The sequence below is a fragment of the Bacillus tequilensis genome (assembly GCF_012225885.1).
In the GTDB taxonomy this organism is placed as follows: domain Bacteria; phylum Bacillota; class Bacilli; order Bacillales; family Bacillaceae; genus Bacillus; species Bacillus tequilensis.
The window spans coordinates 2021041-2041226 of record NZ_CP048852.1; the positions used below are offsets into that span (position 1 = coordinate 2021041).

The 20186-nt window shown below is 43.0% G+C and carries 16 protein-coding genes and 2 pseudogenes; 5 read left to right on the plus strand and 13 right to left on the minus strand.

Going from position 1 to position 20186, the window contains the following annotated elements; translation table 11 throughout:
• Positions 1 to 104 precede the first annotated feature (104 nt).
• Positions 105 to 1094, plus strand: a complete 990-nt coding sequence (locus G4P54_RS10595; protein WP_167872628.1) for a zinc-binding dehydrogenase — start codon at positions 105 to 107, stop codon at positions 1092 to 1094.
• A gap of 56 nt (positions 1095 to 1150) precedes the next feature.
• On the opposite strand, the gene gltD is transcribed toward G4P54_RS10595, so the two are convergent.
• Both gltD and gltB read right to left on the minus strand, forming a co-directional pair.
• Complete coding sequence (gene gltD / locus G4P54_RS10600) at positions 1151 to 2632, minus strand: glutamate synthase small subunit (protein WP_024715464.1); 1482 nt, start codon at positions 2630 to 2632, stop codon at positions 1151 to 1153.
• 16 nt (positions 2633 to 2648) lie between these two features.
• Entirely contained in the window at positions 2649 to 7211 is a 4563-nt protein-coding gene (gene gltB, locus G4P54_RS10605; RefSeq protein ID WP_167872629.1) for a glutamate synthase large subunit, read from the minus strand.
• Positions 7212 to 7357: 146 nt separating this feature from the next.
• Between gltB and gltC the strand changes: the two genes are divergently transcribed.
• The gene (gltC, locus tag G4P54_RS10610) at positions 7358 to 8260 is read left to right on the plus strand and encodes a glutamate biosynthesis transcriptional regulator GltC (protein WP_024715462.1); all 903 of its coding nucleotides are present in this window, start codon (positions 7358 to 7360) and stop codon (positions 8258 to 8260) included.
• Positions 8261 to 8308: 48 nt separating this feature from the next.
• On the opposite strand, the gene proB is transcribed toward gltC, so the two are convergent.
• From proB to G4P54_RS10630, 4 genes are all read right to left on the minus strand, one after another.
• Complete coding sequence (proB, locus tag G4P54_RS10615; protein WP_167872630.1) at positions 8309 to 9424, minus strand: glutamate 5-kinase; 1116 nt, start codon at positions 9422 to 9424, stop codon at positions 8309 to 8311.
• Positions 9421 to 10314, minus strand: coding sequence for a pyrroline-5-carboxylate reductase (gene proC, locus G4P54_RS10620; RefSeq protein ID WP_167872631.1), 894 nt, complete (start codon positions 10312 to 10314; stop codon positions 9421 to 9423). The genes proB and proC overlap by 4 nt, the downstream gene beginning before the upstream one ends.
• Before the next feature lie 145 nt (positions 10315 to 10459).
• The gene (rtp, locus tag G4P54_RS10625; protein WP_024715459.1) at positions 10460 to 10828 is read right to left on the minus strand and encodes a replication termination protein; all 369 of its coding nucleotides are present in this window, start codon (positions 10826 to 10828) and stop codon (positions 10460 to 10462) included.
• Between the two features lie 241 nt (positions 10829 to 11069).
• Entirely contained in the window at positions 11070 to 11786 is a 717-nt protein-coding gene (locus tag G4P54_RS10630) for a 3-ketoacyl-ACP reductase (RefSeq protein ID WP_024715458.1), read from the minus strand.
• Between the two features lie 151 nt (positions 11787 to 11937).
• Here G4P54_RS10630 and G4P54_RS10635 point away from each other — a divergent pair, with 151 nt between their 5' ends.
• The 3 genes and pseudogenes from G4P54_RS10635 to G4P54_RS10645 all read left to right on the plus strand — a co-directional run bounded on the left by G4P54_RS10635 (position 11938) and on the right by G4P54_RS10645 (position 13665).
• Positions 11938 to 12243: a DUF948 domain-containing protein gene (locus tag G4P54_RS10635; protein ID WP_167872632.1), complete on the plus strand. Its 306-nt coding sequence runs from the start codon at positions 11938 to 11940 to the stop codon at positions 12241 to 12243.
• 69 nt (positions 12244 to 12312) lie between these two features.
• Positions 12313 to 13063: pseudogene (locus G4P54_RS10640) on the plus strand (hypothetical protein).
• A gap of 68 nt (positions 13064 to 13131) precedes the next feature.
• Positions 13132 to 13665: a GNAT family N-acetyltransferase gene (locus G4P54_RS10645; protein ID WP_167872633.1), complete on the plus strand. Its 534-nt coding sequence runs from the start codon at positions 13132 to 13134 to the stop codon at positions 13663 to 13665.
• A 295-nt stretch (positions 13666 to 13960) separates the two neighbouring features.
• Here the strand turns inward: G4P54_RS10645 and G4P54_RS21485 are convergent.
• The 7 genes and pseudogenes from G4P54_RS21485 to G4P54_RS10680 all read right to left on the minus strand — a co-directional run.
• A pseudogene (locus G4P54_RS21485) lies at positions 13961 to 14497 on the minus strand (arylsulfotransferase family protein); the annotation flags it as partial.
• Positions 14498 to 14625: 128 nt separating this feature from the next.
• Entirely contained in the window at positions 14626 to 14859 is a 234-nt protein-coding gene (locus G4P54_RS21490) for an arylsulfotransferase family protein (protein WP_277348623.1), read from the minus strand.
• 443 nt (positions 14860 to 15302) lie between these two features.
• Positions 15303 to 16172 carry a lipase family protein gene (locus G4P54_RS10660; protein WP_167872635.1) on the minus strand — a complete coding sequence of 290 codons (870 nt, stop codon included), beginning with the start codon at positions 16170 to 16172 and terminating at the stop codon, positions 15303 to 15305.
• Between the two features lie 24 nt (positions 16173 to 16196).
• A complete protein-coding gene (locus tag G4P54_RS10665; RefSeq protein WP_024715453.1) occupies positions 16197 to 17027 on the minus strand; it encodes a lipase family protein in 831 nt (276 codons plus the stop codon).
• 475 nt (positions 17028 to 17502) lie between these two features.
• On the minus strand, positions 17503 to 18495 hold the full coding sequence (locus tag G4P54_RS10670; protein WP_167872636.1) for an ABC transporter permease: 993 nt from the start codon (positions 18493 to 18495) through the stop codon (positions 17503 to 17505).
• Positions 18489 to 19235: an ABC transporter permease gene (locus G4P54_RS10675; RefSeq protein WP_167872637.1), complete on the minus strand. Its 747-nt coding sequence runs from the start codon at positions 19233 to 19235 to the stop codon at positions 18489 to 18491. The genes G4P54_RS10670 and G4P54_RS10675 overlap by 7 nt, the downstream gene beginning before the upstream one ends.
• 9 nt (positions 19236 to 19244) lie before the next feature.
• Positions 19245 to 20183, minus strand: coding sequence for an ABC transporter ATP-binding protein (locus G4P54_RS10680; RefSeq protein WP_167872638.1), 939 nt, complete (start codon positions 20181 to 20183; stop codon positions 19245 to 19247).
• Positions 20184 to 20186: the final 3 nt, after the last annotated feature.

A 20186-nucleotide genomic window follows, 5' to 3' on the forward strand; every position in this document is an offset into this window, starting at 1 on the left:
TTAAAAGTGATATCGGCTATCATTTTTGTTCATTTTACTTGAAGAATACCGCTATGTAAAATATGTAAAGATATGAAACTGCAATTCAATGAGGAGGAGGACACATGAAAGCTGTCATTCACAACGGAAAAGCAGGACTTCAGGGCTTATCATTGCAAGACGTTCCATCACAAAAGCCCGGATACGGAGAGGTGAAAGTTAAATTAAAATCTGCAGGTCTAAATCATCGCGACCTGTTTCTGATGAATAACAAATCAGAACGAGATCCTTATGTGATACTGGGTTCTGACGGCGCGGGTATTATTGAAGAGGTTGGTGAAGGTGTCAAAAACGCAGCTGTTCAAACGGAAGTCATTATTTTCCCGACATTGAACTGGGATGTGACAGAGAATGTACCGCCAATTCCGGAGATCTTGGGAGGGCCTTCTGACGGAACGCTGGCTGAATATGTGATCATTCCTTCACAAAATGCAATCAAAAAACCTTCTTATTTATCCTGGGAAGAAGCAGGCGTTTTGCCTTTATCGGCTTTAACCGCATATCGGGCCTTATTTACAAAAGCCCGATTGAAAAAAGGCGAGCATCTGTTGATTCCCGGCATCGGCAGCGGAGTTGCAACCTACGCTTTATTCATGGCAAAAGCGATCGGAGCGACAGTAAGCGTGACCTCCCGCAGTGAGGAGAAAAGGAAAAAAGCGCTCCATCTAGGTGCCGATTATGCTTTTGACAGCTACAGTAATTGGGATGATCAGCTGCACGGAGAAAAAGCTGATGTTGTTCTTGACAGCATAGGTCCCGCCCTCTTTTCGGAATACCTTCGCCATGTTAAACCGAACGGGCGTATTGTCAGTTTTGGGGCAAGCTCAGGGGACGACCTTAGTTTTCCGGTGCGCTCTTTATTCTTTCCTCAGATCAATGTATTGGGAACCTCGATGGGAAGCTGTGAGGAATTTTACGATATGCTCGCTTTCATTGAAAAACATCAGCTGCGCCCTGTAATTGACCGCACATACCCTTTAGAAAAAGCGTTTGAAGCATATACAAGAATGCAGAACGGCACACAGTTTGGAAACATCGGAATTATGATGGAATAAAAAAAGAAACCGGCTGGTATACAGGCCGGTTTCTCTTATATGATAATCCCCTTTATTTATGGAAGAACTGAACTCCCCATCAAATATCGATCTACTTCACGCGCCACTTCACGGCCTTCATTAATCGCCCATACGATTAAGCTTTGGCCTCTTCTTGCATCCCCTGCGGCAAATACGCCATCGATATTTGTTTGATAATCCCCATATGCTGCGCTGATTTTGTTATTTACAGAATCAACACCAAACTGTTTCAACAGCGGCTGTTCTGTGCCTTCAAAGCCGATAGCGATGAAGACAAGCTGAGCAGGCCATACTTTTTCCGTTCCAGGCAGCTCGCGGAACTCGTACTTTCCGTGCTCATTTTTCACTTTTTCCATTTGGATGGTATGAAGTTCTTTCAGCTTACCGTTTTTATCCGCAACCATTTTTTTCGTTTGAATGGAGTATTCACGCGGATCTCTTCCGAATTTTGCTTCTGCTTCTTCATACGCATATTCAAGCGTAAAGACGTGCGGCTGTTCAGGCCATAGATTGTCATTCGTACGAGCCGGCGGAAGTTTCGGGTGTTTGCCGAATTGGTGTACGCTTTTGGCTTTTTGTCGCAAAGCTGTAGCGACACAGTCAGCTCCTGTATCCCCGCCTCCAATTACGATGACATCTTTCCCTTTGGCATCAATAAATTTCTTGTCTTTAAAGTTAGAATCTAAATAGCTTTTTGTCGCGAGTGTCAGGTAGTCCATCGCGTAATGGACTCCTTTTGAATCGCGTCCTTCAATTAATAGATCCCGCTGTTTTTGCGCGCCTGTACATAGAATCACAGCGTCAAATTGCTCTTTCAGCTCATCAGCTGTAATATCAACGCCGATTTCTGTGTTTGTGACAAAATCAATGCCTTCTTGTGTCAGCAATTTAACCCGGCGTTCTACAATGCCTTTCTCAAGCTTCATGTTTGGAATGCCGTATGTTAAAAGACCGCCCGCTCTGTCCGAACGTTCAAACACAGTGACGGAATGTCCCGCTTGATTCAGCTGATCAGCACTCGCCAGTCCGGCCGGGCCTGATCCAACGACGGCCACTTTTTTGCCTGTTCGTTTTTTAGGAATTCTAGGCTGAATCCAGCCGTTCTCAAAGCCTTTGTCAATGATAGCTCTTTCGATATTTTTAATTGATACGGCCGGGTCTGAAATCGCTAATGTACATGATCCTTCACAAGGAGCGGGGCATACCCGCCCTGTGAATTCAGGAAAGTTGTTTGTTTTCAAAAGGCGTTCTAATGCTTCTTTCCATCTGCCCCGGTAGACAAGATCATTCCATTCAGGAATTAAGTTGTAAATTGGACAGCCGGATGTAAATCCGTTAATGTCCGCACCGATCTGGCAAAACGGTGTACCGCAATCCATACACCGCGCCCCCTGCCGTTTCGATGCTTCTTCTGAAAAAGGAGCAGAATATTCTTTCCAATCCTTTAAGCGAGTGAGAGGGTCCCGCTCAGCAGGTTTTTCTCGTTTGATCTCCATAAATCCAGTTGGTTTCCCCATGTTCCTCTCCCCTTCCTTACTGAACTACCGCTTGTTTTTGTCCCGATGACGCTGGGTTCTGCTTTGGTTTCGTGTTGGCTTCAAATGCGTACATAACAGCTTCTTCATCTGATAGGCCTGCAGCTTTTTGTTCTTCGATGCTTGCAAGCATTTGTTTATAGTTTTTCGGAATGACTTTGACGAATTTTTTCACGCTGTCTTCCCACTGATCAAGCAGATCTTGTGCTTTTTGGCTGTTTGTATATGCAGCATGTTTTTCAAGCATTGCTTTGACTTGCTCGATTTCTTTTTCATCCCCTAATGATTCAAATAAAATCATCTCAAGGTTGCATTTGCGTTTAAACGCTTTTACATCTTCGGCCAGAACATAAGCGGTTCCGCCGGACATGCCTGCAGCGAAGTTTTTGCCTACTTCACCGAGCACAACAACGCTGCCGCCAGTCATGTATTCACAGCCGTGGTCGCCAATGCCTTCTACCACCACATTCACACCGCTGTTCCGAACGGCAAAGCGTTCACCAGCACGACCGTTAATGTACGCTTCTCCGCTTGTCGCACCGTAGAAAGCTACGTTACCGATAATGACGTTGTCATCTGAAGCGGAATTGAATCCTTCCGGTGACTTGACGATGATTTTTCCGCCAGAAAGTCCTTTTCCGACATAATCATTTGAGTCTCCGTCTAAATAAAGCGTCATCCCTTTAGGAACGAAGGCTCCAAAGCTTTGTCCGGCTGATCCGGTAAACTGCAGCTTAATCGTATCTTCCGGAAGCCCTTCTTCACCATGACGTTTTGAAATTTCACTGCCTGTTATCGTGCCGGCTACACGGTTTGTATTGTTGATTTTAATAGAAACTTCTGCTTCTTTCCCGGACTCGATGGCTTCTTGTACAGCCGGGAGAATCGCCGTCATATCAAGTGATTGATCAATTTTATGATTTTGCGGCGATTGGAACGTCCGAACGCCTTCAGGCTGATAAAGAAGGGTAGACAAGTCAAGCTGGCTTGCTTTCCAATGTCCCTTCGCCCGTTCACTTACATTGAGTACGTCCGTGCGGCCGATCATTTCGTCAAATGTCTTGAAGCCTAAGGCAGCCATGTACTCACGAACTTCTTCAGCAATGAACAGCATATAGTTCACAATATGATCAGGGTCGCCCATGAATTTTTTACGAAGCTCCGGATTTTGTGTCGCTACCCCGACAGGACATGTATCCAAATGGCAGGCACGCATCATGACACAGCCGAGTACAACTAACGGAGCCGTCGCGAAACCGAATTCTTCGGCGCCGAGCAAGGCAGCCATCACAACATCTCGGCCCGTCATGAGCTTTCCGTCTGTTTCTAATACAACACGGTCACGGAGTCCATTCAGCATTAACGTTTGATGTGCTTCTGCAAGACCAAGCTCCCATGGCAGCCCTGTATGTTTAATACTGGTTTTCGGAGAAGCGCCTGTACCTCCGTCGTAACCACTGATCACAATGACATCTGCCGTTGCTTTGGCAACACCTGCAGCGATTGTGCCAACGCCTGCTTTTGACACCAGCTTGACGCTGATTCTTGCATCACGATTGGCATTTTTTAAATCGTGTATCAGCTGCGCCAAATCCTCAATCGAATAAATGTCGTGATGCGGCGGCGGTGAGATTAATCCGACACCTGGCGTTGATCCGCGGACATCGGCAACCCAAGGGTACACCTTGTTGCCAGGCAGCTGTCCGCCTTCGCCCGGCTTAGCGCCTTGCGCCATTTTGATTTGCAATTCATCTGCATTAACGAGGTAATGGCTTTTGACGCCAAAACGACCGGATGCAATTTGTTTGATTGCACTTCTTCTGTCATCACCGTTTTCATCTGGAACAAAGCGTTTTGGGTCTTCTCCGCCCTCACCGCTGTTGCTTTTTCCGCCAAGACGGTTCATCGCAATGGCTAAAGCTTCATGCGCTTCCTTACTCAAGGATCCAAATGACATTGCACCTGTTTTAAAGCGTTTGACAATTGATTCAGCAGATTCGACCTCCTCCAGTTTCAGAGGCTTCCGGTCTCCGTCAAATGCGAACAAGTTCCGCAAAAATCCGATCCGTTCTTCATCTGCCGCTTTTGTATATTGTTTAAACAGATTGTAATCATTTCTGCGGCATGCCCATTGCAAGGTATGAATCGTTTTCGGGTTAAACGCGTGATGCTCTCCGCCGTTTCTCCATTGGAAGTCACTTCCTGGTTCAAGCGTTTTGCTGTAATCATCCTGATACGCTTCCCGGTGACGGCGCTGCGCCTCTTCGGCAATTGTTTTTAAGTCGATACCGCCCAGCTGTGATGCAGTTCCCGTGAAATAGCGGTCAATCACATCGCGGCTGATTCCTACCGCTTCAAAGATTTGGGCGCCTCTGTAGCTTTGTACAGTTGAAATTCCCATCTTAGACATGACTTTTACAACGCCTTCAGTAATGCTTTTTCCATATTTGCTGACCGCTTCTTCATAGCCGAGATCCAAACGTCCTTCATCAATTTCCTGCTTGTAAGTCGCATAAGCCAGATACGGATTAATCGCATCGGCACCATAGCCGATTAATGCTGCAAAGTGATGCACCTCACGCGCTTCCCCGGATTCCACAATAATGCTGACTTTCGTACGCAGCCCTTTGCGGATTAAATGCTGGTGCAGCGCGCTGACTGCCAAAAGCGGAGGAATCGGCGTCAGGCGTTCGTTCATCTTCTTGTCTGATAAAATTAACAGGCTTACACCTTGGCTGATGGCTTTCTCTGCTTGTGTGAACATGTCCTTTAATCCGCGTTCAATATCCTCCGAGAACAGCACATCGATTCTTTGGCTTTTTAAGTCAGGATGAACAATCGTTTTCAAAGCGTAAAATTGTTCGTTGGATAAAACTGGTGTATACAATTTAATCCGGCGAACGTTTCGTTCACTCGGGTGAAGAAGATCGCCTTCTGCACCGAGCCAAGTCATCGTAGATGTTACAAGCTGCTCGCGAATCGCATCAATTGGCGGGTTCGTTACTTGTGCAAACAGCTGCTTAAAGTAGTTGAAAAGTGATTGTGCGCGGTCTGACAGAACAGCAAGCGGCACGTCATTCCCCATTGAACCGAGAGGATCTTTTCCTTCTTTAATCACAGGGATTAAATACTTTTGGATATCTTCATATGTGTACCCGAATGCCTTCTGGCGAGTAAGGAGATCTGTAAACTGTTCTTCCTCTCTTGATTCCGGATCAGGATTCACTTGGACAAGCTCTTTTTCAAGCCATTTTTGATACGGATACTCAGTTGCAATTTGTGTTTTGACTTCTTCATCCGGGATAATCCGGCCTTCTTCCAGGTCAATTAAAAGCATTTTTCCTGGTTCAAGACGGTTTTTATATAAAATGTTCTCCTGTTCAACTTCAATAACGCCGACTTCAGATGAGAAAATAATATAATCATCTTTTGTTACATAATAACGTGCAGGACGAAGGCCATTCCGGTCAAGAATCGCACCGATTTGTTTTCCGTCGGTAAATGAAATGGCTGTCGGTCCGTCCCACGGCTCCATTAAGGAACTGTGGTACTCGTAGAACGCCCTTTTTTCCTTAGACATGTGCGTATTTTCCGTCCACGGCTCAGGAATGAGCATCATTGCTGTATGTGCCGGTTTGCGACCAGCCATTACAAAAAATTCAAATGCGTTATCTAAAATGGAAGAGTCACTGCCGTCAGCATTGAGAATCGGCAAAATCTTATTTAAGTCCTCACCGAAGCTTTCAGAAACAAATTGCTGCTCACGTGCGCTCATCCAGTTGATGTTTCCGCGAAGGGTGTTGATTTCACCATTGTGAACCAAATACCGGTTTGGATGCGCTCTTTCCCATGTAGGGAATGTGTTAGTGCTGAAGCGTGAATGCACAAGCGCAAAAGCAGAAACGAATGTTTCATCTTGCAGGTCAGAATAAAACGCATCAACTTGTTCAGGTGTTAAAAGGCCTTTGTAAACAATGGTCTGGCTTGAAAGACTGGCAAAATAAAAATCAAGACCTTCCGTGACTCCCCAGTTTTCAGCCTGTTTGCGAATGACATACAATTTTCGCTCAAACGACAAATTGTCCTTCAGATCAGAACTTGCACCGATAAATACCTGACGGACAAACGGGCAGCTCTTCTGTGCCACTGTTCCGATTTTTCCGACATTTATAGGTACAGTTCTCCATCCAAGAACAGCTTGGCCTTCTTGTTCAATCAGTGCATTGATTTGCTTTTCGATGTTTTTTCTTTCATCTTCCTTCTGTGAGAAAAAGACCATTCCTACCCCGTAACGGCCTTTTTCCGGCAGATTGATGTCTTTGCACTCTTTTCTAAAGAAAGCATCAGGGATTTGAACCAGTAAGCCGGCTCCGTCTCCTGTATCCGGATCACTGCCTTGGCCTCCTCTATGGTCTAGCTGGCAAAGCATTTTCAGCCCTTGTTTGACGATGTCGTGAGTCTGCTTGCCCTTTAAGTGCGCATATAGGCCGATTCCGCATGCATCATGTTCAAATTCAGGACGGTAGAGACCTTGAGCTTTTGGCATTTGATTGTACGTCATAATTCCTCTCCCCCGATCAATTTCCGATAATACCGGTCATAAAATCTAACAACTCTATTATTATTGTAGGTTTTCAAAACGATATAAACAATATATAATTTAGATCAAAAGAATCTCAAAATGAGATAGATGGATGTGAGACGAAAATGGAGCTGCGCCAACTGCGTTATTTTATGGAGGTGGCTGAACGTGAACACGTTTCAGAAGCCGCTGATCATTTGCATGTGGCCCAATCAGCAATCAGCAGACAAATTGCAAATCTTGAAGAAGAACTAAATGTGACTTTATTTGAGCGTGAAGGAAGAAACATCAAACTCACGCCGATCGGAAAAGAATTTTTGCTTCATGTGAAAACGGCAATGAAAGCCATTGATTATGCGAAAGAACAAATTGATGAGTATCTCGACCCGCATCGCGGAACGGTAAAGATCGGCTTTCCTACAAGCCTTGCGAGCCAGCTTTTGCCGACCGTCATTTCTGCATTTAAAGAAGAATATCCGCACGTCGAGTTTTTGCTGCGCCAAGGCTCCTATAAGTTTCTGATTGAAGCTGTCAGAACCCGCGATATTGATCTGGCCTTATTAGGACCGGTGCCGACGAATTTCTCGGATATAACGGGGAAAATTTTATTCACAGAAAAAATTTACGCGCTTGTTCCATTAAATCACCCGCTTGCCAAACAAAAAACGGTTCATTTAATCGATTTGCGCAACGACCAATTTGTATTGTTCCCGGAAGGCTTTGTGCTGAGAAAAATGGCAATAGATTCTTGCAAACAAGCCGGTTTTGCTCCTCTCGTTTCTACTGAGGGCGAGGATTTGGATGCCATTAAAGGATTGGTATCCGCTGGAATGGGCGTTACCCTTTTGCCGGAAAGCACTTTTGCGGAAACGACACCTCGTTTTACTGTGAAGATTCCAATTGAGTTCCCTCAAGTAAAACGGACTGTCGGAATCATAAAACCGAAAAACAGAGAGCTTGCGCCGTCTGCGAATGACTTTTATGAGTTTGTTATTCAATTCTTTTCTAAGCTGGAGCAGTATCAATAAAAAATGAACCCGAGCTTCTATATGAAGCTTCGGGTTTTTTGCTGCAATTTAATTTACAGACAAAGATATATCCACATGGCAAACAAACGCTTCCTGATCAATCACAGCTTTGTTTATCAGCTCTTTTCTCTTTTCAGGTTCTTGAAGCTGTACAGAAGAATAATTGACGATTCCGAGCCCGATTTCCGCCCCTTGTGAATCCATCAGCCGAACAACCGATCCGCTTTTGAACTTCCCTTTAATCTTCTGTACACCGTCCAGATATAAACTCGATTGGCCGTTTGTTACTCTTCGTGAATAATCATCTGATACAATCATTTCACCTTCCGGGCCGGAATTAAAAGCGATCCACTGCTCCTTACGATTCAGCGGAAGCGTTTCCTCTGCTTCAAAATAGGTGCCTTCCGCCTTTTCATGTACGGCCTGAAATAAAATATCGCCGGTATCTGCCTGACCAAGAAATCCTTTAATGCCGGATGCCATGACGATTTTAAACGCATCAAGCTTAGAGCGCATGCCTCCCGTACCGACGGAGCTGTCAGTATCACCTGCGCATGCTTCGAGGTCTGGCGTTATTTCACTCACTCGCCGTACTCTTTTCGCTTCTGGATTTGTACGCGGATTGCCATCATATAATCCATCGATATCTGATAAAATCACAAGCATATCCGCATCGATTAATCCTGCGACTTTTGCTGCGAGCGTATCATTGTCGCCAAACTTGAGCAGATTGACAGTCACTGTATCATTTTCGTTTATGATCGGGATGATACCTCGTTCTAGCAGTACATTCATTGTATTCCGAACATTGTTATACCGATATTCATCAGAAAAATCGCTTCTCGTAATTAAAATTTGGGATGCGACATAGCCGTGTGCTAAAAAAAGCTTTGAATAAGCTTCCATCAGCAGGCCCTGACCGATTGAAGCTGAAGCTTGTTTTTCCGGAAGCTTTTCTGGTCTTCGGATAAATCCGAGCTTCCGATATCCCGCCGCCACTGCACCTGAAGAGACCAAAATCACTTCATATCCTGCATCTTTGAGTTTGACGACCTGGTCAACCAACGCTTCTAATTTTCGAATGCTGATTTCACCATGAAGGCTTGTTAAAGAACTGCTTCCAATCTTCACAACGACTCTTTTCATGTCTGTATCAGGCGTCACTTTATCACTCCTGTTAGCAGGGCCGCTGTTTTTTCGATATCGCTGCTGATTTCCTTTGAACGCTTAGCGGCATGCTTAATCGCTTGAGAAATTGCTTCTCCGCCGCCGTTCTTTTTCAAGGCTTGCAGCCCGGCAGCTGTCGTTCCATTCGGTGACGTGACATTGTTTCTTAAGACCTCAGGCTGTTCTCCTGTTTCCATGAGCATTTTTGCGGCACCTAAAAACGTCTGTGCACCGATGCTGCGTGATAACTGTTTATCGAGGCCCGCTTCCTCGCCTGCTTTTTCAATGAATTCCATTAAATAATAAAAATAAGCGGGACCGCTGCCGGCAATTCCGGTGAATATGTCCATTTGGTTTTCTTGAATGGTATAGACTTCACCCATGCATCCAAGCAATACTTCTGCCAGCTTTTTCTGGTCATCTGATACATATTTGCCAAGCGCAATGGCTGTTGCAGAAGCGCCGATCATACTGGATGTGTTAGGCATCACTCTGATAACCGGCTGTTGATTAAGCAATGATTGTTCAATAAAAGAGGTGGTTATGCCGGCAAGGACCGACAATATGAGCTGATGGGGTTGAATACGTGATTTTAGCGATGACAGAGCGCTTTCGACGTCTTTTGGCTTCATTGCCAAAATAAGTACATCCATGTCTTCCATACATAAATCATTCGGCCCTGCGCCTTTGATGCCATAGTGAAGTTCAAGTTCAGCTAATCGCTCTGTATTGCTGCGGTTTGTAACGCAGATGTTTTGTTTCGGGATTTTGTTGGCACGGATGATACCTGATATCATTCCTTCGGCCATAGATCCTGCTCCTATAAAGGCTATTTTCTTTTGATCAAAGATCGGTAACATCTCCTTCGTTCGCTTTTTTGTTCGCATTTCACACGTTTAAAATGTTACCACGTGAGGAAATGATGTCAAGTTTGAAGGTCATCATTGATTTGTATTGTTTCTTTTCGACAATTATGTATAATGAACAGCAGAAAACACCCGATGATCAATGCTGTGCGGGTGTTTTTTCACATTAAAAGTTATCTGAAATCGCTTTTTCAATCAGTTTTTTACAGCGGTCCAGCTCAACCTTCAGCTGTTTTTTATATAGTTTGGCAGCTTCATAGTCTTTGAATTGATAAAGGACGACTTCCTGGAGCTTAGCCCCTTCTTTTTTTACTTTGATTTGCTTTAATATCCCGTCATCAAGAAGCTCATGCAAAGATCGGTATACTTCTGTATGGTTTGGTTTAAAACCAATCTCTTTAAATTCAGAGCGAAGCACTTCAAGCAGCTTTAGTCCGTAGAGTCTCTCTTGCTCTGTCATTGTTATCATATAAAGTTTCAAAAATGCGCGCTGTTTAACCAAAAAGCCAGTTGAACTTCTTTTTTCTTCTTTCATTATTTTCACTCCTTCTTCTGTCAACTGAGCACACTATGTACTAAATATTCAATTTTGTCTTATTGTTTTCCTTCTTTAATGAAAGCTGATAATGAAGAAAATGTATATGGTTGCTGTTTATATGTGTAATGGGACAAAAATGCAACAATGAAAATTTAGTATATAGTTTTATTAGTTAAATGATACTCCTTTTTTCTTCAATTAAAAATAAAAAAGCCTGTCGCAGGACAGGCTTTTGATTTTACGGATTTGTTGACCACAATCCAGCAGTTTTGATGAAAATTCGCGGATCCAGTTTCAATTGTGCCACCATGTACTCCGCAAGATCCTCTGGCTGCATCACTTTCTCAGGATTACCGTCTGTTAAGTTCAGTTCGATAGACATATCACTTGCGACAGTGCTTGGTGTTAACGCGCTGACTCTGATATTGTGTTTTCTCACTTCTTGCATAAGAGACTCTGTTAACCCGAGAACCGCAAATTTAGAAGCACTGTAAGCACTTGTTGCAGCAGCTCCTCTTTGACCCGCTGTAGATGAAATATTAATGATGTCTCCGGCTTTGCGTTCGATCATTTCCGGAAGCACTGCGCGAGTCACGTGGTACACACCCATTAGGTTGACATTTATAATATTTTCCCACTCGTCAGCTGACAGGTCTAAGAAACCGCCAAATTTGCTGATTCCAGCGTTATTAATGAGGATGTCAATATCACCGAGCTGTTCCTTCACTTGAGCTACAGCTTGATTTACTTCGTCGGCATCTTTTACATCTGCAGCAGCAAATGCAGCTTTTACACCAAGCGCTTTGACTTCTTCAGCCACTTTTTCAACATTTGCAGCAGTCCGGCCGATTAACCCGATATTGACGCCTTCTTTCGCAAGAGCAAGAGCTGTAGCGCGGCCGATCCCTCTGCCTCCGCCTGTAATAAGAGCGGTTTTATTTTGTAAACTTTGCAATTGAAGCACCCTTTCTTTGCTTATCTATGTACGATATCACATTATAAGTAGAATAAATCCAATACGCAAATGAAACGAACTGTGACACCATCATTTCTTCGGATTAAAAAAACGGAAACAGGGTAATGACAAAAGAAAAAGGAGTGAACATATGGTTATTGTTTATATTAGTCTCGCAGTATTGGCGTTTTCTATCATTTTCTTAGGGGTTCATGTGATTCAAAATAAGAAAAAGCTTGACCCGACACTGAAAGAACTCACCTCTGTTACGCAGGACATGCAAAAACAAATCGAAGGATTAAAAACGGAAGCCCAGCTGCTGACGCAAAAACAAAAAAGGATTCAGCATGATGTTCAAATGAAAAAAAGTACCTTTCAGCAGACTGTAGCTGAAGTGAAAGAAGTTCCTCAAGCAGTCAAAGAAGTGTGGCAGGCAGGACATTTTAATAGCAGATAAAGATGAATGATATCCCGTTGTTACGACCAGAATGGACAATGGGATATTATTTTTTGAGGAGGCTTACACATGATGATAAACCGCAGCTGTTTAGAGAAGTTCGCAGAGAAACTGCCTTCTCTCCCTTCTTCCCTTACCAAATCCGATTTGCTTACTGATTCATTTCGTCTCCATCAGGAAAACGAACTTGGCATCTATTATTCACCTCATAATGAATATATCAACCGGGCTGCCTCGATTGTGATTGCCGGAATCACGCCAGGGTTTTCACAGATGAAAACAGCGTATGAAACAGCCGTAGAAAGCCTGCGGGAGGGCAGATCTCTTGAGCAAATGGCGGCAGACACGAAAAAAGCGGCGGGTCTTTCAGGTTCGATGAGGCATAACCTTATTATCCATGCTCAATTTATGCGGGCTTCCTCAAGCTTTAGGCATTCAAAGTGCCGCACAGCTTTTTGGAGACTTGCGGCATATGCTTCATACTACTTCCGTTATCAAATATCCCGTCTTCGTTCAGCAAAAAAACTATACCGGATACAGACCGGCCATCACTCGCTCTCCAATCCTAAGCACCTATGCTTTTGGGCACTTTCCTGCGGAGCTCAATAAAGTGACGGGACCGGCTCTTCTCATTCCGCTGGGAAAAGCAGCCGAAACAGTCTGCGGAACACTGATCGGCCCGCACAGCCTCAAGAACCTTTTCTGCCTTCATGGCTTCCCTCATCCATCAGGCGCAAACGGCCATCGTTTGAAACAATTCAGCCAAAACAAAAAGCAATTAGAAAGACAGATTCGTTCCTTTGCCTCCCTAGGGGTCTAAGTTCACTATAGAAATGAGGAAATAAAAGGGATATGATAAACAAAAACACAAACATGGGGAGTGGTGAAATGTTTCCCGTATTAGAAACGGAGCGGCTGACACTTAGGCAAATCACAGATCAAGATGCAGAAGCCATTTTTTCCTGCTTTTCAAACGATGAGGTGACACGCTATTACGGACTAGAAAACATGGAATCTATAGAACAGGCCGTTTCAATGGTCAAAACGTTTGCCGCTCTTTATCAAGAGAAACGCGGTATACGATGGGGAATAGAAAGAAGAAACAATAAAGAATTGATCGGAACAATCGGATTCCATGGTTTGGCTCAAAAGCACAAGCGTGCAGAGCTCGGATACGAAATCATCCCGGCGCATTGGCGAAACGGATTTGCATCAGAAGCTATTTCGGAGGTTATATCCTACGGATTTGCTTCCCTTGGCCTGAAGCGTATTGGCGCAGTTGTATTTACCCAAAATAAAGCATCAAATCGACTGCTCGTCAAAAAGGGATTCCAAAAAGAAGGCGTCTTAAGACAATACATGTATCAAAATGGAATCCCTTATGATACAAACGTATATTCTATTTTAAAATCAAATGAATGAACAAATCCTCTCTTTTATCTGCATGCAGACCCCCGTCCTTTTCACACACACTCTTCTTGGTGACTGCGCCTGCATGTACGTGCTAGACCTGAAGCTCGCTGGCCTAACCTTAGGTCAGCGAGTCCTTGAGGCAGCAGTCAGCCTCTAACACGGGACGATAGATCACATCACAGCATGTGGTTCTTCTTTTTCTTGCTCCGCATGAATAATCTGCGATGTACCAATGGTTTGGCCAGAAGAATTCAATGCCTTCACCTGAAAATATGGACCAATCGATTGAACAAGAATATCTGTCTCAAATCCCTGTCTCAAATCCGGTTCGAGGAGCGCCGGTTACCACCTCAGACAATTTGTTAGGTTTTGGACCAGCTAATACTTGCCAAGCTGCAGTTTCACTCGAACCGTTCCATGATGCATAAACAATGGCTGCATCTTCACACAATGGATTTACGGCAATGCTGGGTGGATAAAGCGGCAAACCTACCCATTTGTCCTTAAACGCCCTATATGAAAGATTTTGATCCGGAAACTGCATATCATATAACCAATTCAACGTAGGATCTTTTTCACTATTACCGGTACTCCTATATTCAGAAAGATACGGTTCCTGTCCCCAGCCGACGAATTGATTTCCATTTGATAGTTTCTGAACATTTCCTTGACTTGGAACATACAGCTCTGGACCATGATAATAAGTTCGATCTGCTTTTGCAGTCATGTTATGGAAATCGAGCCGAAGGATTAAACCACGGGCTTCTCCCTCAGGCGGAGAGCTTGAAGAAGCGCAACATGCATCATCAAACAGACTTATCCGAGTTCGAGACCTAAAACGTGCATCCTGTTGCCAAGAAAATGTTGCGTTTGGATCAAAAGTAAAGTCACTTTTTTTGCCACCAAGCTACCTGCCAATCTTTCCTGTTTTCTTATCAACTAAATAAATCGCCCACGTATTACGCATGCTTATGAGAAGTGTATTGTCCGGCCTTCCTCAACTGAATTCACGTGGAAACAATCCCAAATATTATGAGAGCTTGCGGCAGATGACGCAGGTAACATTGAGTCTTCAGGATCAACGTGAGCAAGCACATTCCAGAAGAAAAGAAGCTCTCCTGTCTCAAGATCAACTTTCTGAATGGAATAATTGTCAAAATACCCATCTGCCGGACCTCCATACAATGTGAGATCCGCTAGCACTTGTTTCAGAGCAGTAAACAAAACGGTATCTTGCTTTGTAATCGTAAACCATCAGAGGTAAATCCCTTTTTGGCGGTGAGTTTCTTAATCACTTTATAATTCTGATTTATGATTTGAAAAAAAGCTCCAGGTTCCGGATCCCCCGCCGGTAGATTAGGATCTGCAGACTGAGTTCCAGATATTGTTCCTTGCCACATGGTAAGAACGGGTTCCCCTTTGTAGGATTGTACTCTAAAGTCCGTATTTTGTGTAAATCGACTATCAAGAGGTCTAAACCAGACTGGGTTAACAGCTTGATCTATGATCAGGGCACCTGTTTGCCTAACCATAGTCGACTCGAACACAGTATAGGGGGCAACGAATATTAAGCCTGGTGCTGTTCCTGGCTTGTTGACATTTATAGAAACCTTCATGGGGTGCAAGGCAGGAGCCGAAACAAAGTTCTATTCTTGTGAGCTTGAATGATTTGCGGATGCCTTATCACTGCATATCCCCATAAATGGAACGCATAATTCCGTATCGGGGCAAAATCCCGGGTTTTCATCACATAATGATTTGGAAAAGGCAGGATTTTGTCGGCTGAGGTTTTTAAAATAACAGACAATCTCATGATTGCGAACAGGTAAACTGTTCAGCTGGAAAGAGAGCGTAACCTTCTTGTCTACATGCTGATAGAATAAGCCTTGTTTTGTAAACGGGGGCGGATATGTTTGATCCGGCAAGGTAGGAATAATGTCATGGACATTGTAAATACGAATACTATTCTTTACCGTATGATTGAACTGGGATGCAAAGAGAGGGTCAGCGACTCGAGGGCTGCCATACGTATACACAAAAGGATGTTTAAAACGGGTATTCACCGCAATATCAAAAGCAGCTAACACGGCTAAAGCTCCGCCTAAACTATGGCCTGCGACTAATAATCTTTTTGTTGCAGAAAGCTTGGTTAATTCCCCAATCAATTCATTTCTTGTCGATTGATAAATACATGTAAATCCACGATGGGTTTTTCCTGCATGTCTGACAAAAGGATATGGCACTTGATATAAGTCCTGGTCCGACTCATTGTCCTTAAATGTTCGGGTTCCTCTAAAAGTGACAATGATGTGATCTTGTGACTCGGCAATAAAACCAAATACTTCAGATTCCGGCTCCTCAACACCCGCAAGAGCTCGTATCGTATATCGAAGGCTATATCCTTTTGGCAAGACAAGTGGTTCCTTTTCAAAGAGTTGATATGACTGGTAGATCATGGCCGATAACAATATCGAATCCTCACGGTTAAACATATAGTATAAGTTTGAACTATTCATCCACGCAGCTCCTTTCGTATATTCCTAGCATGTTCCTCGAAACGGAGTACACATTTCAGTATCAGGACAAAACCCTGGATTTTTATCACATAATATTTCGGAGAAATCTGGATTCATTTTACTGAGGTATTTAAAATAACAGGCGATCGCATCATTACGCGGCGTATTATTCAACTGAAAAGAGATTGGATACTTTGTTTTTACATGGTGATAGTATAATCCTTCCTCCGTAAAAGGTGGTGGATACTTTTTTGCGGGGAAAGTTGGAAAAGAGTCATGAATATTTACAATTCGCAAACTGTTTTTCACCACTTGATTGAATTGAGAAGCAAAGACAGGGTCACCGATACGCGGACTGCCATACGTATACAAGAACGGATGATTAAACCCAGTGTTCACTGCAATATCAAAAGCAGCTAATGTTGCCAAGGCTCCTCCGTAGTTGTGTCCAGTAACAAACAGTTTTTTTGACGTGGAAAGTTTGTTTATTTGTCTGAGTAAATTGTTTCTTGTTGATTGATAAAGACATGTAAATCCGCGAGAGGTCTTTCCGCCATTTTTAACGTAGGGATAGGGAACTTGAAATATGTCATAGGATGCTAAAAGATCCTTAGGATATGCTGCGTATCCTCTAAACGCTATAACGATTTGATCTTGCGACTCAGCAATAAAACCGAATACTTCTTCCGCAGGATTCTCTACGTCAGCAAAACCACGAATGGTATATCGAAGTTTAAAGCCTTCTGGTAAGATAAGTTTCCCTTCTAAAAAGAATGGATATGTCTGATAGCTCATTGCTGCAAGAAATATTGCGGATTTGCTATTAAAAATACTGTTTTCATCCGGAAAATCCATATATACGCAATTCCTTTCTTAATATAGGTAAATATGAGGTTTACGCTACCATATGAATGAAAACCCGGAATTGCTAATGATGGTGATATTAACGGGGATTTTGGTAATGAAACGGGAAAGTTACTTAGTGGAGGAATAACAACAAATGGAACACTACAAGAGCCTTCATCACTACAGCAAGAGTCACCGCAAAACAACAATATACCGTTCGGTACAAGCAGAAACAAGTCTAACACATAACAAATTTGTAATCGTGATCACAATGCCAATTGACAACTCAACAAGATGAAGTGATTTTTGCCAGCGACGATAGCGGCTATGGCCAGCTGCATGCGACAGCAAACAATATCGGTGAAGCTGCACCCGATTCTTGATCAGATTTCACCTCTAAACTTTTATTACATAATGATTGATACAGCATAAACAACAAGTAAAAAAGATGCACAGAAACCTATACATCTCATGTTCATCTGCACTATTCATAAATCCCTTTAATAGTCCTTCTTCTTGTGATAAAACCTCCAAGGAAACAAAATACAGCCGAGCACATCAAAATATAAACAACTTGAGTTTTGTATTCCCACATTGTATGTCCCATTTCTACCCCGTGAATAAAAGTCATATACGCTCGTTGCGGCAGTATCGCACAAAGCGTATTCAACAATGGATGATGCGGAGCAAAAGAAAGAAAACAGCCTGACAATACACATGTGACCACACTGATACCGCTTGACACCAAACTGATGTTTCGGTCCATAACAGAAGCCATAAAGATAGCAAATCCTGTTGCAAGCATGATTAGAACACCCAGTAGCCCAGCAAGAATGTCCAAACGGAAACCAATGTCAGCATGGAAAAATACTTTTGTAATCACGATGGCCAAGTAAGTGGGTATGTATAGACATAAAAACGTAAAGATAAATTGAACAAGCAAATATTTCCCCACATGTACGGGAGACACCAAAATCCTTCTAAAGGTTTTGAGCATTCGGTCTTCTGGATATAACGAAGCTAATGCCACACCTTGCATCAAAACAAGCATTACGATAAAGCCCAAGATATTCGTTCCTGTTCCCCTTTCAGCCCTTAATTCATCCTCTCCCAAGTAGCCGCCTCGCATTTTTCCAGTTTTAAAAAATTGCTGAATTCTCTTTTGATCCGCTTTACTTTTCAACGTGGTTACTTTGTAATCACCTTGATTTTTTTCTACGATAGCTGCATATTTCCCTAACACCAGATCAGAAAACGTCGGTTTCTGATGTACCGCCACCACTCTAAAAGCAGAATCACTCGGCATATGCTGTACGTCGTCCTGCTCTGTTACAAAAGCAATCGTTTCTTTGAAAATCGGCTTTCCGGAAAACATAATCGCAACACCAACCATCAGAGGGACAATGATCACTGTAATGATGATAATCGCTTTTTTGGTCAAGATTCGCTCCCATCTGTTTTGAAATAGACTCAGCATACATATCCCTCCGACTTACATGTAACATGTGAAACGGCAATACAAATGATTGAAGCAAAAAATAGTCCTGACATAACAGGCAGCAGCATACTGGAATCGTGATCATAAATAAGATGAAATGAACACTCTGTTACCCATTTAACCGGAGAAAGTAGTGATATATGATTGACGACTTCTCCCAATCTATGAATCCCGAAAAAAACGCCGCCAAAGAAAATAAAAAAGGCTATCGGAATTTGCATAAACCCGTTCGCCTGTTCTTCATTTTTGAACAAACTGCAAAACATTGTACCAAAACAACAACCAAAAAATAAAAATACATACAATAAGAGCATGAAATAGGGAAGATGTTGTCCGCCAAAGTTCAAATGAAACATTGTCTGGGCGATCAACACATTCAAACTGTACATGATGACACTAAATATCCAGGTTGATAGTAATTTAGAAAGATAAATATCGGTTGTCGAAACGGGCGCATATACAATACGGAGGTTCGCTTTCTTCACCTTTTCCTCCATAAACGTATTAGAGGCGGTCATAGCGATCAGTGTTGCAGCAAAAACCATCATATTCACTCCATAATAATCATACGAACTGACCTCGCCTGCTCCAAAGCTGTTTTTCGTCACAAAGCCCATGATCAGAATAAGAACGAAAGGAAAGACCGTATTGGCGATCACAAGAACCGGATTCCTTATAATATTCATAAAATCAAACGTTATCAATTTTAACAGACTCATTTTGCTCTCCTAATCTCTTAAATTTCTTCCCGTCAGCTCTAAAAATACTGTTTCTAACGATGCCTCTTTTTTGTTCATGCTTAGGATGCCGCAGCCTTGGGCACCCAATTCTGCTATGATTTCACTCAGGTGATCCTGGTTTTGCTGAACGGTCACTTGTAGTTGATGGTCAGAGAAATCAACTTCTGTCACTCCTTTGATTTTTCTAATAGCGTTTTTATTTAATTTCTGAACATGTGCCAGCTGAAAAGCATATGTCATTTCTTTATTCACTTCTTTGTACAGCTCTTCTTTTGTTCCATTGGCAATGATTCTCCCTTCATTCATGATTATAATGCGATCTGCAATCGCCTCGACTTCATCCATATAATGTGTCGAGTAAATAATGCTCGCTCCTCTTGATTTCAGCTCTTTTATCGATTCCAAAATGTGATGCCGGGATTGCGGATCGATTCCTACAGTGGGCTCGTCCATGATAATCAATTTCGGCTGATGTGCAATGGCACACGCGATATTTAATCTTCTTTTCATCCCGCCTGAAAACGTCTTAGGCTTGTCATTTTTCCGGTCATATAGCTGTACGAGCTCCAAAGCCTCTCTGACTCGGGCTTTCAGTTCTTCTCCTCTAAGAGAATAAAGACTCGCAAAAAAACGAACATTTTTCTCAGCGGAAATTTCCTTGTAAATCGCGATATCTTGAGGTACAATTCCGATGCCTTTCTTCATTTCCTTTGACCCTTTTTTCACATTGTGGCCCAGTATTGTCACGTTGCCAGAACTGGCCGACAATACTCCGGATAACACGTGAATGGTGGTGCTTTTCCCAGCACCATTTGGGCCTAACAAGCCAAGAACTTCCCCCTCTCTCACTTCAAAAGAAATCCCATTTACCGCTGTTTTGTTTCCGTACTGTATTTTCAAATTTTCTACAGCCGCCATGTTGTTCATATA

Coding starts and splice junctions, on each gene's coding strand:
- G4P54_RS10595 (WP_167872628.1), top strand. CDS start 105: ATGAAAGCTGTCATTCACAACGGAAAAGCAGGACTTCAGGGCTTATCA.
- gltD (WP_024715464.1), bottom strand. CDS start 2,632: ATGGGGAAACCAACTGGATTTATGGAGATCAAACGAGAAAAACCTGCT.
- gltB (WP_167872629.1), bottom strand. CDS start 7,211: ATGACGTACAATCAAATGCCAAAAGCTCAAGGTCTCTACCGTCCTGAA.
- gltC (WP_024715462.1), top strand. CDS start 7,358: ATGGAGCTGCGCCAACTGCGTTATTTTATGGAGGTGGCTGAACGTGAA.
- proC (WP_167872631.1), bottom strand. CDS start 10,314: ATGCGAACAAAAAAGCGAACGAAGGAGATGTTACCGATCTTTGATCAA.
- rtp (WP_024715459.1), bottom strand. CDS start 10,828: ATGAAAGAAGAAAAAAGAAGTTCAACTGGCTTTTTGGTTAAACAGCGC.
- G4P54_RS10635 (WP_167872632.1), top strand. CDS start 11,938: ATGGTTATTGTTTATATTAGTCTCGCAGTATTGGCGTTTTCTATCATT.
- G4P54_RS10645 (WP_167872633.1), top strand. CDS start 13,132: ATGTTTCCCGTATTAGAAACGGAGCGGCTGACACTTAGGCAAATCACA.
- G4P54_RS10660 (WP_167872635.1), bottom strand. CDS start 16,172: ATGAATAGTTCAAACTTATACTATATGTTTAACCGTGAGGATTCGATA.
- G4P54_RS10665 (WP_024715453.1), bottom strand. CDS start 17,027: ATGGATTTTCCGGATGAAAACAGTATTTTTAATAGCAAATCCGCAATA.
- G4P54_RS10670 (WP_167872636.1), bottom strand. CDS start 18,495: ATGCTGAGTCTATTTCAAAACAGATGGGAGCGAATCTTGACCAAAAAA.
- G4P54_RS10675 (WP_167872637.1), bottom strand. CDS start 19,235: ATGAGTCTGTTAAAATTGATAACGTTTGATTTTATGAATATTATAAGG.
- G4P54_RS10680 (WP_167872638.1), bottom strand. CDS start 20,183: ATGAACAACATGGCGGCTGTAGAAAATTTGAAAATACAGTACGGAAAC.